This is a genomic window from Proteiniclasticum ruminis (assembly GCF_900115135.1).
Classification (GTDB): Bacteria; Bacillota; Clostridia; order Clostridiales; family Clostridiaceae; genus Proteiniclasticum; species Proteiniclasticum ruminis_A.
In genome coordinates, this window is record NZ_FOVK01000021.1 from 1 (window position 1) to 17,939 (window position 17,939).

The window sequence follows — 17,939 nt, forward strand, 5'->3', positions numbered from 1 at the left end:
ACATATTTATCCCACTCATTCACTCACACATTTCTCCTAGTTTTATTCGTTTACCCGATTTTTCTTCAGGAGTTTAACTGTCTAAACACAGTTAAATCAATACTTTGAGCAGATTCGTAGCACGCATCAGTTCGGGAAATGATAGGATAAGAGACAATTTCGGATAGATGTATGGGAAAAGGGTGGGAAATGAGCTTGTATCAATGGATAGAGGCTTGGGAGAAGGAGAAGAATGGGGAAAGGAAGGGGTAAAAAAAGAGCGAGGCAGTTATTGCTGCTTCACTCTTAAGTGGGGTGTTTAAATTTTTGGTATGACTTTATTTTAAATTATCATAGTAACAATTACCATAAATTTCATGAAAAAAAGGATTCGAAATCCGAATCCTAAAATATGTTTTCTTTCAGCATTAGCCTATTCATGTCGTGGTGAACATATTGAACCCAATGGAACTCCTATGAGCTACCTCATGACAAGTATCTCATCATCTTCGTCCTACAAAATGCACATGTCATTTGTTATGATTTAATTGTGACGGAAGTAAGAAACAAAGTCAACTATATTAAATACTTCATGAGTAATTTGTTATTAATAGTTCTGAATATTTATTTTCTACATTCAAAAGAATAGTACAACTAAAAAAAGCTTGTTACGATTTTCAAGCAATAAATCAATTTCTTGCTTAGTTATTTCTTTCAACAATAAATCTTGTTTTAAACTTTTAACACTTGATGTTTTATATATGTTTTTAATACTCCATAGTAATACAGGAAAGCTTATAGAAGATATGAAAAATTCTATAAGTATTTTGCTTTTATTTGTATTATCAACACTGAGAATGTTAGGTAACGTATAAATTAATCCTATTATACATCCAATAAAAACTATTATGGAAATTACTAATCTTAATTTTCTATCAGCAATTTCACTATTGAACTTTTCTTCACACAATTCTAACCTTTGTTTATCATCTGAAGATTTGTCTTCTTCGAACTCATGTCTAAGATTTTCAATCTCTTTTTGTTGCTTAATAGTGTTTAGTCTAGATTGTTCTTCTAATCGTCTAATTACCTCTGATTGTTCTTCAAACATTCTGTCAATATATGGTGGAATAGTTTCTTCAATATATATTATTTTTTCTTCAAAGTTCGATTTTTTTAGGATGCTCTCATACTCGTTTTCCACAAAAATTTCAAACAAAGCTTTTTGTTTTTCAGCCGTCTCTGCTTTTTGAGCTATCACTTGCATCGTAGCCAAGACAACATCTAAGTCTCGCTTTTCTTCGTGAGGTACATTCCTTATAAAACTAACAAAGGAACGATAATCATCATTTGTTCTACTTCCGAATCTCAAAATGATACTTAGCCAATTGCTGGGATAAATTGTAACTGGATATGTTTCTTTAGCCTCAGTTTCCCAATTAATAAGATTTTTGTCTGATGTTAAGAAAAACTCCTTAAGTTCTCGAAATGTTTTACCTTGATTGCTTCTTAACTTCTCGATATAGTATGTATTAGTTGCATCTGGTAATGCTTCCTTCAATGTCTTGTTTTTATAACCAGCAATCGATGAAGCATATCTATCGATTGCTAGTCTATCCTTACCCCGCGCGGTCCCGTAAAAATCATATTTTTCTTCAACAATACTAAACTCTCGAATTAAATCTTCATACTCAGCTTGAACTTTAGCTCTGTAGAACTTGGCATTTCCACTTTTAGTATCATAGTAATCTTTTATTATGGCATTATCTATTGGTTCCGTATATCTAATATTTGATGGATATCTTACAACCTTTTGAAGTTGATAATCAATTGAATCAAAAAATTCTTTCTTGCTTGTATAAGAAATCTTTATTTGCTGCCCAGTTTCAATACACCGTGATATTAGATTACGTACTTTTATTTTTCTTTGTTCACCGTTAATACCTAATAATCTGTAAATTATATTTGTGTCTAAATATAAAACTTTTTTTAGAATATTCGATTCTTGTGATTGTAAATCAATTCCACCATTAAGAATTACATACTCAATTGCTAAACTTCCAATATTATATATTGCTTTATTCTTATTATCGTCATCGTAATCTAGGAAACTATTTATTATCTTCTTTCTCTCTTCGGAAACTTTCAAATCTGTAAGCAAGTCCTTCTTGTCTATACTTACATCAAACATTCTAGAACTTTTAGCAATATTTTGAACGAATACAGAATACAGGAAATCTTCAATCAACTTTGTAAATTCTTCATTCGTAATTATATTTCTGATTTCCTCATCGCTATTATAGTATTCGTCTATATATCGATATATCGAGTTGTAATATTCTTTTTGGGATACTAGCTCATATCTCTTAATAGTAAGATGAACTTGTAAGCTGCAATAATCAGAATGCTGTTTTTGGCAATGCCCTCCAATAAACTCAAAATTCTTAGAATTATATAGAACTTTTTGGATTTCATCTATATGTAATTCAATATCAAAGGCATCCTTCACTAATTCTGGAAGCTCCGAACATAATACTGTACAATTTTCTTTTAAAACAAAAAAAGCTTCAATTATCTTTCTTATAGTTGTTTTTCTACTAAAAGAAGAACTATCATCATCAAACATTAATGCTCCGAGTCGATAAAGGTTATTTTCCATAAAACATCCCCCATGTTTATATTTGTATAACTCATAGCTTTATTATAATGTCATATCTTCAGAAAATACAGAGTAATAACAATTTGCTTTTTTATTTTAATATATATTTATATAAAGAAAATGAGGACCATAATGGTCCACATTCCTGGTTCTCATTAGCGGGGGACTAACTCCAACCAAATGAGAAAATGTGTACCGAACAATAGTACTCCTGTTTATCTCATATATCATTATACGAATTAGCATTAGAAAATATTCCATTGTAAGGGGAAGCAAGATTTATCTTAGAGAACTCATTAATTAATCTCGAGACTTTCTTAATATCATCCTTAAGCTGTTCCTGAAGTGCAATGGATGAGGTCGCGATAACCACTGGATTTCCATCAAACTTATTATATAGAATCAATGGGACTAAGTAAGCAAATGATTTTCCAATACCCACTCTCGCTTCTACAATAATATGTTGATTGTCAGCCATTGCTTCGGCTATATCCAGAGCCATATCTGGTTGACCATCTCTTACTTCGTATCCATGGCCTTTAAGGGTTCTATTGTAAAAATTCATAGTTTCATTTATCATAGTATCAGATAGTTCTTTATCTGTTTTCGCCTTATAAAACATTATATTATTCCCCTTAATGCATTATTACTAAGTATAACATAATCGAACTCAGATATAGCAGCAAACTCAAACCATTAGAAATCCAATCATCTATCAACTCTGATATGATTTTTGCATTAATATATTTAGACGTATATTTTAGGTATCTTTTAAACATTCAAATATTAAACCGAAAGCAAATTTATTAGAAAGGAGGTCTATTTCATGGCAGTTAAACATACTCCAACTGGAATAATTCATAGTGGAAGTAAGGGTGGAAAGACTGGATGTGGTACTAACACTAAAGAAAACCCTAGCCATTGGGTTGAAACGCATCAACGAATCACTTGTGAGAAAAATGGTTGCAAGAATTAGCGCTAGATAAAAACCCGAAAAATCAGGATAGTTTAAAGGCTATCCTGATTTTTTAATGCGTCTTCAATTTAATTGATATGTTATTTTTTATATTTAATAACAATTATATAAAATACTATTCATAAATTATACAAACGAAAAAGAGAGCCAATCTGACTCTCTTTACCCTGGTTCTCATTAGCGGGGGACTAATTCCAACCAAATGAGAAAATGTGTACCGAATATTAGTACTCCTGCTTATCTCATATATTATTATACGAATAAGCATTAGAAAATATTCCAATTTTACAGGAGTTCTTATTTTAGAATCTCATTTATTTTCTCTTCTGTGAATCTTCTATACCGCTCTTTATACCTATAGTTGATTTTTGCTTTTTCAAAGACTTTGTTGTAACTTAATAGACCGTTATCTAACATTTGCTGATTAATAGCGGTATTTAGCTTTCTTTTATGAAATTCTTCTACTGACTCCAAATGGCCATTAATATATCCCATTGTAAGGGGAATATGCTGTGATTTCTTGTATATCCAACCTTTTATATTAAGTATTGCTGCGACTCTACCAAGGGTCACCCTATTATTCCCTTCAAGAATGATGGACTGAATTACTTCATTCACTTCTTCTAATAACATATAATCTCTTTCGGTCCAGTTTACTCTAGTAGTATTAGATTTGTTTGATACTCTGTAACTTTTCTTGACCCAATCATTATCATACTTGTGTAACCATGCATATACAAAATCATGGTCTCTACGAATTGAATGACTTCCTAATTTCGGATTCTCTTCATGCCATTTTATCCAAGAATTACGCATCTCAACTTTTTTTGCCTGGAACTCATCTGTTTCTGTGTACCTTTTCTTATATCTAGTCCCACCATTATAAGCCCACTGAACTTCAATCCCTAATTCATTCAATCGCTTTATTACCGTTATCCTGCTTGTTTTCATTATTTGAAAGATTTCTCTTTGTGATTTTCCAATCTTAATTAGCTCCGTAAGCCTATTATCCCATATAGATTGGAAATACTCTTTAATATCAATAGAACCTAAGTCATCATATTTAGAATCAAAAAACTCACTAGGATGAACTTCTAAGAATTGCAAGAAAACTAGATGTTTAACAGTATCGGGATTCTTATTTCCTGTTAATAGATTGATTACCCAATTAAAATTATCATTGCAGTTCATTAGTCTTAAATACTCAGCAGGAAAATAATTAATAATGTCTTTTGTGAGCTTATTAATTTTAACGTAATTATTTAGTCTAGCATAACCTTTTTCAAACAGAATAATTCTATAACGCTTTTTTATCCACTCAAGATTCCTAGATTGCGGGTTCTTTAGAAGATAGTATGCGTAACTCGAATAAGTCTTAAAATTGTCAATAATTCCCAAAGTATATTCGTTGAGTTCCCCACTATCTTTAGCAATATTTGTGCTCAGAGCAAACCACTGCTGCCTATTCGTTTGATTGCGCAGTACATCACTATTAAGAGTTAAACAAGCATGTTTCGTACATAAGTAAACTCCTGCAATTTGGTGCTCTCGGTGCCAATATGGACCTCCGAAACTATCTGTATCTTGCTTTATACAACTTGGACAGTATCTTAAGTACTTATGGAACAAAGTTCCTCCGCTAACTAATCCTAACTTAACATGTATTCCTTTACCACCATTCTCATACATCGCCTTTATTATGTCTTCACGCACCTCATTACTTTTAAAAGCACAATAAAAATCTAATAGTGTATTTTTTTGGATTATGTTTGAGATATCAATCTGAATACTTTTAGGAAGCGAATTGTTTAATTCTTCAAGCCTACTTGGAAACTCTATTGTACTTACAGCATTTCTTGTCCCAAATAAATCTAACACAGTATGAATGTTCTTAACATTACCTGATAAATAGTGGTATCGCGCTATAATGCTATAGAACAATTCGTCTGGATATGGTGTAGGGAAAAAGTACATGTTATCCTCCTTACATGATTCTAAATTTCTTCAACTGTATACCCAGCATCTTTCAGTGACAAATATGCATTCTTACCTTCAAGATTCCCAAATTTTATCACTTCTCTTAAATCTTGAGGATTTGAATACAGTTTTAGCCCTCCGTTAGCTTTTTTCTTATCTATCTTTGTTTTTCGTGACGTACTCATCTTTGTATCCACTCTTAGTTTTTCAGGAATATTAATATCAGGATACAATAGCATTCCAAATGGATTTGGAGTGTGTATTGAGGTCATCATTGGTTCAATTAGCTTAAGTGATTGCTTAGCTGCAAAGACAATTATTTCTCTATCTACTTTATCAGCCTTGCGTTTTAAAGCTAATACTTGTGATGATATATGAAGTTTTTTAAGAATATCAACTATTCCCCCTGACTCGTTGTAAAAAGTATCAATGAGTTCCTTCTCACATGATGCTTTTGTTGGTGTTATCTGATATTTCATTATAGAATTAACCAGAATACTCCAGGATTCATCATTTTCTAACTTATCCCAAATAATAGAATCTATCGCAGACACCATACGTCTGGCTTGTCTGAAATCCTGTCTTAGAAGCTCAATTCCTGCAGGCGTAGAAACCAAAACCAAAGGGACACCTATTGTATTACTTAAGCTCACAAAAAAATTCATGACCATCATTTTATTTTTATTTGATACATTTTCAAGATTTTGAATCTCGTCAATCACAATCAATCCAACATTACAACTCTTAGCAATATTGGATATAGACTGCATCATAATATCTGTTGTAGCTCGATTCTTGCTAAATCTTTCGAAGTACTTTGTTTTAAGAAGTTTATCAATTTCACCATAGAACTCAAATAGCAAACTTTTGAGTGAACCATCGAATGGCGTGTTTAACTTTATCCACACAATTTGAGTTGCTTTATATGGAACATCTTTATATGAATCATGATATATGGTTTGATTATAGGTAGATAGAACTCTATCAATTGTAGTTGTTTTACCAATTCCAGAAACCCCAATTATTGCGATATTGGGAACTTGGTGATTTAGATTGTCTTTTGATAGAGGATTACGATTCATGTACCCAACTCTTATCAACCTATCAATGCTTTTTTTCATATCTAGAACCTTTGGGATAGGCTGGAATAAATACTGTATTGAGTCCATGGCATAAATTTTCTCGTCATCATCTAGTACATCTAACTCATTGAACCAGTCAACGTCTACAGTTAACTCCTTAATCAGTTCTAAGTCGCTTTTACTTTGTGGCAGTGCTTCTATTAAAGGATTTCCTTTGTACTGAGGAATTTTCGAATCTATGTAGCTCGCTAACTTTCCTTCCATTAATACACCTCGTTATAAATCTAATTCAAAAGCATCCATCGTCTTTTTCTTTTGTTTTTCTATTTTTCGATTCTCTCTAATGTTTTTAACTTCTCTAGTACTAACGTCAAAAGTCATCTCTGCCTGCGCCTTACTTACAATGTTTTCTATCTCGCGTATGAGTTCAGTTCTTTTATTAGAGTTATTATCACTAAATTGCTTCCTAATGTCAGCCTCTTGATTAATCAGTATCTCACAATCTTCAATAGATTTATCTTTAAATTTATGACTAGTAGGAAGCAACTCACACTTCTCTATAGACATTGAATATGGATTTTCGATGTAGATATAGGAAAGATTTCTACTATCAAGATAAATATGCACTTTTTTAAGCTTATTAGCACCTCTATCAAAGTATCCATTCTTGGTTAAACTACTGGATGCATAGTACATACTCTTATACTTTATTCCACGTCTTGTAATACTAGCTTCTGCTTTTGTCATTAGTGCCAATATGACTTCTTGTGAACCATATCTAATGTTAGCTCCAAAGTTTTCTAACCCCCAGTTCCAAAGATTGATTGGTGTAGGGACAAGGTCATCTTCTATCATTTTTGGAGTTCTATTGTAATTCATTAGTAAGCAGTTGTTATAATACAATATTGTATGGATAATGATTGCAGTATACTCTCTCATAGTTAGCGTTGCTGATTTCCGATAATCTCCGTCTCCTCTCTCTCTTCCATCTAAATCAATTTTCCCTGGAAGTAGTGACTTAATGTGACTATTCGTTAAATTAAAGAAACCTTCAACAATCCCTTTCAAATCAGCTCTTGAGCTAGGCATTAACTCTACTTCAATACCTAGTGATTCTATTAAATTCTCAATAGAGGTGCCTTCAATCTCACCACGGTCTGCTACTAGCTTATTGGGCAAAGCTGCAACAGGCCACTGCTCAGGCTCAATAGGGATTCCATAATGTTTGCAAAACTCAACCTTATCAGAAACACAATTCTTCAAAGCCATTGCTGCATTAGAGTAAGAACTATCGAATCCAACATACATCCCACATATAATTCTGGAGAATTTATCAATAGCTATGTATACTGTTGGTCTCCCTATTATGTATTTTCTATTAAAATCGGAGGTTAAATACACATCCCCAATATGTGCATCAATCTCAAATACACCTGGAAGTGTGTCCGAATTATTTCCTAGTAGCGGTCTATAATCTCTAAGGTACTTTTTCCCACTATATCTAGATACAATCTCAGACTTTACTCTTCGATTCTTAAGAAACCAGTAGCGGAACTGCCCAACTGTTGGTATATCTTCTATGCCTCTCTCAAGTACATCTTTCCTCATTAGATGATAAGTCATCGTAATAGAGTTCTTTGATTTTGAGTAGTAATACTTATTTAGAGCTTTTGAAAACTCATTTTTCCACTTCTCAGTTACATTTACTCCTCCTGTATACTTACTTGGTCTTCCTCTCTTTAAGCCATTCTCACCTCTATTCTTTCCTGGTGCTCCACAGTTCTTATATTGAGGCAAAAAGACATTATTCGTCTTTCCTCCTCTCCAGTACTTCTTCATTAAAATATTAATATATTGCTCTGAATACCCAATATTATGTTTATATTTTTTGATTTGCTCGGTTCTGAATTTCTTGAAATATATATCTGGTTCATTTTTTAAAAAAACTTTAAGTTTGTTCCAATCCGACTCTCTTTTTTCTTCATCCTTTTTTATTATAGGAGAATTTTGAATAGGTATCTCAACAACTAAATGTTCTTCGACCTTTCCTTTACTAATCTTTTTATCAAGTTCAATTTTCGTGATAAAAATAGGCATCTTATTTTCGGTCATTGAAATAATTACATAGTACTCAGAATCTATCCAAAGAACTCTGTAAATAGTCTCATCAATATTTATAAGTGCATTCACCAATAGCTTCATAAATCTTCTCCTAATATCGAAACACTAATTCCATCGGTCTCCTAATATCTATCATTTCATTAATATCAACAATAATCATTTTTCTAGCAAGTAGTGATTTGAAAATAAGAATACACTCCCCCCTTGGAAGGCCCATAGTATTATCAATATCTGCAAAAATAGTGCTCAGAATCTTATCGTTACCACATAAATATTTATCACGTATTCGATGTGATATATCTTCAAAACTTTCGTTCGTATACTTAAGTGACGATGATTGATTTATGTATTCCAGATTCTTTACTTTTACCATGTTTATATCTTTATTCGTCACTAGCTTCCATTCGATTGATTTGCTTTCCCAATACCTTCGTTCTATCTCCAACTTTTCTTGGGCAATCTTCTTTTCTAAGTCAGATGCATATTTTACCGAACGAGCGAAGTACTTAAAACTTCCATCGTCATTAACCATCGTTACAAGAAATGTAGTTGTTAAAACATAATCTGCTATATCATTAGAGAATTTACTACATTCAATGTCACTTAATTCACTGATTACAGTTTTATAATCAAGTAATGGGAACTGTTCTCTAATGTCATAAACTGAATCGTCCCAGTCCAGTAATAAGAAGTAGTCTCTTTGAGTTTTCGAAAAAAAATGATGTATTCTACCTGTTTTAACCCCAAGTAGTCGACTAGCACGCCCGTAGCTTGGAAAATCTTGCGTTTTATGCCAAGGAGTATAATCTTCTTTTTCTCCAGTTCCTCTTCCTTCACTTAATCTTTGCTTTAATTTCGAATCATTCCAATCAATATTTCTCTTACTCATATTATAATTCTCCTAACAAAATTTTCTGACACAGAACACCTCCATTGTACTACATTTCATTATATTTTAAATATGTACTAATGTTGTAATTACAACTTTATGATAAATTAGATTCCATTTGATTATATTTATTTGACTATTGTCAACTTTATTTCCCTTTTAGTAGGCACTAAAATATTTAATTTTACATTTTATCCATATTGTTATATGCTTATACTGCACTATTTTCTTATTTCTTGCTTAACAACATCTATTTCGCTTTATAAATTCAGTGACTTGGAGGAAATCTATGAGTATGACTCGAACACAAGTATTTAGAAGGATTTTTAAAATTTATAACATTGATTTATTTATTCATGAAAGAAAATCCTCTTATCACTATACTAAAACAATATCTGAAATTATGGCTTTGAATAAAATTGGAATGATTCTTGCACTCAATGAAGCATATACCGATTTTGTCAAGAATGCTCTTTATCCTATAGATTCTGTTTTATTAAACTATATTTTCAATTTGAATAACCCATCCTGTCTAGCCGATGCTGAACTAAGCGCCGATATGAACCTATTATTACAACATTGCACTAGTTTAGGCTATATGTGGTCTGAGTGCGATATTAAAAGAAAACTAGAGCATTTATCGACTGCTTCAATTACACTAAAAATATCAGAAGTTCATGAAAATCATTGCATGCGCTTTTTCAATAATCTTACTATTCAAAATGGAATTATCATTTTAAGACCTTCTAAAGATTATATTGAGATGCTTTGCAGATATTCTCTAATCAATAATTTCATTACTTTTGAAGAACTTTCATATTCTAATGCAGATAACAAATTGGAGTTTCTAGAGAAAGGTACAGAGCTAATTTTGTCATATATAAGTAGTGATACTAGTACTGATAAATAAAAATTTCGCATTTTCCACAAATTAAGAAAGAACGAGCCAGATGCTCGTTCTTCTATTTTTCTTAAATATTCAATTAGTTTTATTATCTTGCCAATCATTAAGTATAATTGCTTAAGAAAAATCTTTAGCTCTTCTATAATAGCTGGTTCTGCTCTTGAAACCAAGTAGCTTGGTTGCCTGCTCCACTGTTATACCACCTTCTAAACACTGTTTATGTATTTTCAAAAATTCTTTATCACTTACTTTAGATGTACCCTTCTTTCTTCCCACATATTTCCCCTGCTTTTTCGCAAGCTCAATACCTTCCCTCTGTCTTTGTCTAATCATATTTCTTTCTTCTTCCGCAAAAGAACTCAGTACCTCTATGATGATATTAGAAATCATTTCCATTATCCATGATTGATTTTCACCAATATCAACAAGTGTTGTTGGGATATTAAGGATTTTTATCTGTACACCTTTCTTCTGGAATTCCCCTAGCTCTGTTTTTATCATTTCTTTGTTTCTACCAAACCTATCAAGAGAACTTAGAATAATAACATCACCAGCGCGTGCTATCATCTTAAGTTTCTTGTATGCTTCTCTATTAAAGTCTTTCCCTGATTCTTTATCTATAAAGATATTTTCATCCAAGACTTCAGGATAATAGTTCTTTAGTGCTTCAAGCTGCCTTCCTTCATTTTGGCCAGCATCAGATACTCTAATGTAGAAAAATACCAAATTTAATCTCCTCCGATTGTACAAAATAGGGTCAAATACATGTTGTGTACATTTTTAGTAGTAAATTCTGGGAAAAGGTGGGGGGAAAAGTACTATTTATTTGGATTCTAGGATGTACACATTAAGGTACACCCTATTTCCCTATTAATTATTAGTCACTTTTCTTTGCATCTCTTATTTCTATACCTTTTCGCTTATCTTCAGGAAGACTCTCAAACAAACCATCAATCGTCTTTGGTTCAGTTATCATCTTATCGACAATAATATTTATCATTTGAAACAAAGAACTCGCAATTTCTGGATTGTCACTAACATCTATTTGCCCAGGATGCACTGAATCATTTCCAATCACCCTCACTATATCAAGTGCTTTTTGTATTTTTTCTGGCAAACCATTCTCAACTAGATTCTTTATGTCATCATTTATGTTTTTTCCCTTACCACCTAATCTAATGCAAAGTTTTTGAAGTGCTAGTCTTAATAGTGCTGCGGAAGACCTAGGAGATATTGTAAGTACATTTCTTGCTTCAATATAATCCAACAACACATCTTCTGGCATGTTCTCAGTTGGGAGCGGAGCAGTCGAAAGATTTGGGTATATTAACTTCATATTCATCCAAACTGAATGATTTTCGCAATTTGAACAAAGTGCTATAGACAATTTCTCTTCATACATACTAGGGGAAGATGCCATTGACCCAGGATTATCGTATAGTACATCAAACTTAGTATAAACCCCTTCTACATTGCCATTGATGCCATAATGCCCCCAAATTTGCCTTGAGTGTACTCCACATATCGGACATATAAAAGAAATGACATTAAATTCTGCTGTTTTTCCTTTCATCTCTATTTCCTCCTATTTCATTCACTATAATACTATCTAAACCAAAGAAGAATAGTCCTTATGCATTGTTCAATTAATTTACACAAACATCTGTTGCAGCAGCCCCTTCTTCAGGGTTTGAAGCGTGGACAAGATTTGTGATTCAATGTCAATTTTTGAGTCGAGGGTGGAGAGGAAGTCTGCGATTTTATGCTGTTCTTCTAATGAGGGCAACTCATGAACAGTCTCAAAAAAATCACCTGGTCTTACATTTAGCAATCCATGATTTCTTGCACCTTCTACTGCAATCATCGAAATTTCGTTGTGCCAATTATTAGAATTGAAATAATGCTCGAAGAACTCGCCGTCTACCGATTCATCTATAGAGAAACAAATATATAAAGTAGATAACACCCCTTCATCATATTTCTTCAGCATTTTAATCGAACCCCATGGGTATCCATTTGAGTAGCTTTTGTTATACGCAAACTCACCTTTTCTCAGCAAGAAATAACCTTTAATATTTGAACTTGCTACTCTTCGAGTAAAATAGCTTTCTTGCTCAACTAATCCATCGATAGAGGATATTGTTAATGCTCGATTACTTTGCAAATTCTTATTTTTCCTTGTAACTCTTGTTGAAAAATCGCATAATCTTCTGTACTCCCAATCAGGATATTCTCCCCCATCTTCCCTCTTAAATCTAATCTCCTGTGAGAATATCTTTTGCATTACCCCCTTCTTCAACTCCTGGAGAGAGTCAATTTTGGAGGATTGGTTGGTGATGCGGGAGTCAATGGTGGAGAGAAAATTCCCAATTTGAACTTGCTCTTGATAGTCGTGAATCACCACATTAAAAGCTCTAATTTGCTGAAAATTCAGTCCCTCTCTATTTCCACCTGCTTGAAGACTATTAATCTGGTTCTGAATTCTGGGAGATAAAATCTGTTGCATAAGATATTTGGGGTCTAGCTTGTTTTCATCTGCACGAATAATACATACATGCTGATTTACATTAGCTGGGGGGAAATCATTGGGGACAATAGCACATCGTCCGATGGAAGCTCCTGTAATATTCAGTAAAACATCGTTCGGATTAACTTCAGAGTTGCTCATTGTTTTATTTATTTCATGAGAAATAAAGGCAACTTCATTCAGCTCTAGCTGCCCATCAAGAACATTTTGGCTCCTAATAAGAATTACACCATCATTTTGATATACAGAGGAGCCCCCTTTAGGAGTTTTTCCACTTCCAACTTTTATGGAATAATCCCCTAATTTCCCAATCTGAGGTGAAGACTTGTACTTATTAAATCTTAATCGTGAAGTTTTTTTACTCATACATTCATCCCCTATATCCCAAGCTCTGCAAAGTATTCTTCTATCTTTTTCTCAATCTCTTTTGCTTCTGTTTCAAGCTCAATATACTTTTCCTTTACAGCCTGAATGTCTATTTCCTCTTCTTCCTCAAATGTGTCCACATATCTTGGAATGTTGAGATTGTAGCCATTTTCCACAATTTCTTCCATGGAAGCTTTCTTTGCATACTTGTCTACATCTTCTCTTGCCACATAGGTCTCCAGAATCTTCTCAATATGCTCTTCGGATAGAGCATTCACTGGTTTTCCAGGGACAAATTCTTTGGATGCATCAACGAAAAATATATCTTTGATATCTTTTCTATTCTTCTTTAGTATTAGGCAAGCAACTGCGATTGGGGTCCCCATAAAGCAGCCTGCAGGGAGTCCTATAATCGTGTCTATGACGTTTAGTTCCCTAATCATGTATTCCCTTATGGTTCCTTCTGCCGCTCCTCTAAAGAGCACTCCGTGAGGCAGAAGCACTACTGCGATTCCATCCTCATCCATCTGATGAACCATGTGCTGCACAAATGCAAAGTCAGCCTTTGATTTTGGTGCCAGTTTTCCATACTGGGAGAATCTGTCATCTTCTAAAAACTTAGGGTCCCCACTGTACGATGCTGAATAAGGTGGGTTGGCCACCTGTACGGAATAGGTTTTTTCCATATGTGCGGGTCTTTCTATGGTATCGGTGTTTGCAATGTTAAAGTTGGTATATGGAATATTATGGATAATCATGTTCATTCTACAGAGGTTATACGTGGTTGAAGTAAGTTCTGCTCCATCAAAGAATCTCACATTGGAATACTTCTTTGTCTCCAGAAGAAGACCACCGCTTCCACAGGTAGGGTCTGAAACCGAAAGGATGTCTTCTCTGCCATGGGTTGCAATTTTAGCGACTAGCTCCGTAATTGATATCGGAGTATAGAACTCCCCTCCCTTTTTACCAGCACTTTGTGCGAACATACCTATAAGATACATATAACTATCACCTAATACATCAATGGTAATATCCTCATGTCCAAAGCTGATGGAGTCCACTGTGGAGAGAATTTTCCCCATAAGTTTCCCCCTCTCTCTCACTTCCCTGCCCAGTTTCACCGATGTTAGGTCCATATCTTCAAACAGTCCGTCAAAAGCATCCTGAGATGGCTGTCCTAATGTTGACTCAACAACATCATTGATAGCCTTGTGGAACACTTCTACGGTGAAAGTGCCTAATTCAACCTGCTTCATGAGGTGAGAAAAGAGGTTTTCTGGTTCAATGACAAAGCCTAAGTCCTTTAAAGACTCATCTATAAGCGCTTCTTTGTACTCATCGTTCTTCCAAGCCTCTTCAAAAGTAATTCCATCATCTTTCAGGAGATTGCCCACATACTTCTCCATTCTTTCAGAAAGGTATCGGTAGAAGATAACACCCAGGATGTAGTTTTTGAACTCATAGGCTTCCATATTACCTCTTAGGTCATTGACCATGGTCCAAAGCTTGGAATGGAGTTCTCTCTGCTGCTTCTGCTGTTTTTGTGTTAATGTCATCTATTTATCCCCTTTTCTACTCATATTTTGAAACAAGTTCTACGATAAAGTTACCAATCTCTTCCAGTAAAGTCCTTTTCTTAAGGAATGAAATTCCAGTCCCTAAAGCTTCTCTGATTCTTTCTCTGTCAAAGATACCAGTAAATTCAAACTCTGATATCTCTCTGGTAAGAATACTCGGTTCCACATTCTTTTCAGATGCGAATCCAGTGATTTCTTCATCCCTTTTCCTGTTCTCGAACCCAAGGTACTCATCATCCACATTATCCTCTGGTGTTATCCCTGGAATCACTTCATCCAGGAACGCCTTAATAAGGTCAACCTTCTTGCGAAGCTGTGGGTTATCGGTTCTATCCAGTTCCTTCTTGATGTACTCCACATCTTTCTTCTTCTTTTCCTCATTCTCAAAGTTGATGTTTCTGATAAGGTTCATGATGTAGGCCACATTGATTCTGTCGGTGTGCATCAGCTCTATGGAGAAGTCAATATCGTCAAGAATGGTTACTTTATCCCCTGAAGTCCTTGAGATTTGGTCATGAAGGTCTAGATACTTACTTCTAAAGTCCTGATACATCTGCTCTGAGATATGGAGAATCTCTGGGTCAAACTCGAATTCAACAAAGGATTGAAGGATGAGGAGAAGCTTGGATAACTCTCTGAAAGCGATGATAAACTTCTTCTGGTCGTCCTCTGACATGAGTTTATCTACATCCTGTGGAGTCTTCACGACTTCAAACAGGTCAGCCACTGCATCCTGGAACTTCTCCAAGTAGTAGGTATACTCCCGAAGAAGAACATCGTCCACATTGTCAGTCTGGCTAAAAAGCTTAATGGCTTCATCTGTTCTCACTTTGAGGTTTCGATAGCATACGATGTTGCCGTAGGGCTTTGTGGCAAGTTCCACACGATTGGTTCGGGAAAATGCCTGGAGTAGGTCGTGGTACTTAAGACGCTTATCGACATAAAGTGTGGAGAGAGGCTTGGAGTCAAATCCTGTAGTAAACATGTTAACGGTCAAGAGTATGTCTATCTGCTTCGTCTTTACTCTCTTAGAAACGTCTGTATTGTATGCACCAAAGGTCTCAGTGGAGAAGTTTGTGCCAAACTCCTTGTTATAGTCCAGGATAATTCTATCGAGAGCATCTCTTGAGTGCTCATCTCTGCCTTCTGCATCTTCATTCTGCCCAAAGCTAAAGATACCAGTAATTCTCAAGTCATGGTCAATGCTCTTGAACATATCATAGTATTTGATGAGCATCGGGATAGAAGATACGGTAAAGAGTGCCGTGTACTGTCTGTTTCTGGTCTTCATGTTGTGATGATTGATGATGTGATTCGCAACCAGTGCAATTCTCTCAGGGTTTTCATACACCTCATTGGTGTCAATTCCTTCAACCAAGGAATCATCAGATTCATCATACTGACCTGTAAAAGTCTGAATGTACTCCACATGGAAGCCTAATACGTTATTGTCATGGATGGCTTCCTTGATGAGGTAAGTATGGATACACTTGCCAAAGATATCTGCAGTGGTTCTTCCATCTTGACTCTTATTCTCTGTAAATCGAGGTGTTCCCGTGAATCCAAAGTATTGTGCTTTGGTGAAGTGCTTCTTGATTGCCTTGTGCATGTCTCCAAACTGGCTTCTATGACACTCATCAATGATGAATATGACCTTTTCATCCTTATAAAGCTCCATTACCTTCTCATATCTGGCAGAATTCACTGCATGAGCAAGTTTTTGGATGGTTGTAATGATAAGCTTCCTCTGCTTGTCTTTAATCTGTTTTACAAGGATTCCAGTGCTGTCTGTGGCATCTACAGAACCTGCTTCAAACTTATTGAACTCTTGCGTTGTCTGAGCATCCAGGTCTTTCCTGTCCACCAGGAAGAATACTTTCTTTACCTGGCTGTCCTGAGCGATGAGTTGACTGGCCTTAAATGAGGTCAGTGTCTTTCCAGCACCTGTCGTGTGCCACACATAGGCACTGGCTGTAGTTTCCGTAGCTTTCTTTACAAGTGCTTCCGTAGCAAATATCTGGTATGGTCTCATGACCATAAGGAGTTTATCTGTATCATTGATGATGAAGTATCTTGAAAGGACTTTGGTCAGGAAATATCTATTAAAGAATGAATCTGAGAAGTCCTGGAGTACAGAAATTCTATTATTCTCATCATCTGTCCAAAAGAATGTATTTCCAAAGTTAATGTCACCATCATTGTTGGAGAAATATTTCGTATCGACTCCATTACTGATGACAAAAAGCTGTACATAACGATAAAGTCCAGTAAGAGAATGCCTTCTATACCTCATAATCTGGTTGAAAGCAGCCTTCATGTCCATGCCTCTACGCTTTAACTCAATCTGGCAAATAGGTAATCCATTGATGAGAAGCGTCACGTCATAACGATTGGTGTACTTTCCGATGATTGTCACCTGGTTTGTCACCTGGTACAAATTCTTCGAGTGGTCATCGCTTAAAAATGAAATGTAAACCTCAGTCCCGTCATCTCTTGTAAGAACCATCTGGTCCCTCAGATTCTTTGCGCTCTGATAGATACTCTTACCTTCGATGTGAAGCAGAACTTTCTCAAACTCTTTATCAGAAAAAGGCTTTTCATTTAGCTTATCCTGATTGAACTTATAGAGCATGTTTCTAAAATTACGCTCCAGCTCATTACTGTCAGGAATAATCACCTTCTCATATCCTTTTCTCACAAGGTCTTTAACCAGAAGGTCTTCTAATTGTGCTTCTGATTGATAACCCGAAGTATTATTTCTATCTTCTTCCCTCTTAAATTCTTCCATTGGTGTCCCCCCACTATTTCAATGATTTACTATAGCAAATCAATTCTTTGACTATATAGTTCTTTTTATGTTCAATTATAATTGATTCTGAGCA

Annotated in this window: 12 protein-coding genes; 1 reads left to right on the plus strand and 11 read right to left on the minus strand. The window is 34.7% G+C overall.

The genetic code is table 11. The annotated features are described in order from the left end of the window. Positions 1-616 precede the first annotated feature (616 nt). From BM243_RS14330 to BM243_RS14355, 6 genes are all read right to left on the minus strand, one after another. Positions 617-2,638 carry a hypothetical protein gene (locus BM243_RS14330; RefSeq protein WP_074913192.1) on the minus strand — a complete coding sequence of 674 codons (2,022 nt, stop codon included), beginning with the start codon at positions 2,636-2,638 and terminating at the stop codon, positions 617-619. A gap of 220 nt (positions 2,639-2,858) precedes the next feature. Beyond that, positions 2,859-3,260: a DEAD/DEAH box helicase gene (locus BM243_RS14335; protein WP_074913194.1), complete on the minus strand. Its 402-nt coding sequence runs from the start codon at positions 3,258-3,260 to the stop codon at positions 2,859-2,861. Positions 3,261-3,911: 651 nt separating this feature from the next. Beyond that, complete coding sequence (locus tag BM243_RS14340; protein WP_074913197.1) at positions 3,912-5,588, minus strand: TnsD family Tn7-like transposition protein; 1,677 nt, start codon at positions 5,586-5,588, stop codon at positions 3,912-3,914. Between the two features lie 20 nt (positions 5,589-5,608). Then, positions 5,609-6,937, minus strand: a complete 1,329-nt coding sequence (locus BM243_RS14345; protein ID WP_074913199.1) for an AAA family ATPase — start codon at positions 6,935-6,937, stop codon at positions 5,609-5,611. Positions 6,938-6,949: 12 nt separating this feature from the next. Further along, positions 6,950-8,875 (minus strand): DDE-type integrase/transposase/recombinase, encoded by a 1,926-nt coding sequence (locus tag BM243_RS14350; protein ID WP_074913201.1) that lies wholly within the window; start codon positions 8,873-8,875, stop codon positions 6,950-6,952. 10 nt (positions 8,876-8,885) lie between these two features. Beyond that, positions 8,886-9,683: a heteromeric transposase endonuclease subunit TnsA gene (locus tag BM243_RS14355; protein ID WP_074913203.1), complete on the minus strand. Its 798-nt coding sequence runs from the start codon at positions 9,681-9,683 to the stop codon at positions 8,886-8,888. A 289-nt stretch (positions 9,684-9,972) separates the two neighbouring features. Here BM243_RS14355 and BM243_RS14360 point away from each other — a divergent pair, with 289 nt between their 5' ends. Continuing rightward, positions 9,973-10,593 carry a hypothetical protein gene (locus tag BM243_RS14360; RefSeq protein ID WP_074913205.1) on the plus strand — a complete coding sequence of 207 codons (621 nt, stop codon included), beginning with the start codon at positions 9,973-9,975 and terminating at the stop codon, positions 10,591-10,593. Between the two features lie 111 nt (positions 10,594-10,704). Here the strand turns inward: BM243_RS14360 and BM243_RS14365 are convergent, their stop codons facing one another. The 5 genes from BM243_RS14365 to BM243_RS14385 all read right to left on the minus strand — a co-directional run bounded on the left by BM243_RS14365 (position 10,705) and on the right by BM243_RS14385 (position 17,845). After that, on the minus strand, positions 10,705-11,313 hold the full coding sequence (locus tag BM243_RS14365) for a recombinase family protein (protein ID WP_074913207.1): 609 nt from the start codon (positions 11,311-11,313) through the stop codon (positions 10,705-10,707). Between the two features lie 151 nt (positions 11,314-11,464). After that, positions 11,465-12,160: a DUF4145 domain-containing protein gene (locus tag BM243_RS14370; protein WP_074913209.1), complete on the minus strand. Its 696-nt coding sequence runs from the start codon at positions 12,158-12,160 to the stop codon at positions 11,465-11,467. 78 nt (positions 12,161-12,238) lie between these two features. Next, positions 12,239-13,480, minus strand: a complete 1,242-nt coding sequence (locus BM243_RS14375) for a restriction endonuclease subunit S (RefSeq protein WP_074913211.1) — start codon at positions 13,478-13,480, stop codon at positions 12,239-12,241. Between the two features lie 11 nt (positions 13,481-13,491). Then, on the minus strand, positions 13,492-15,036 hold the full coding sequence (locus BM243_RS14380; RefSeq protein WP_074913213.1) for a type I restriction-modification system subunit M: 1,545 nt from the start codon (positions 15,034-15,036) through the stop codon (positions 13,492-13,494). Positions 15,037-15,052: 16 nt separating this feature from the next. Then, entirely contained in the window at positions 15,053-17,845 is a 2,793-nt protein-coding gene (locus tag BM243_RS14385) for a type I restriction endonuclease subunit R (protein ID WP_074913216.1), read from the minus strand. Positions 17,846-17,939 lie beyond the last annotated feature (94 nt).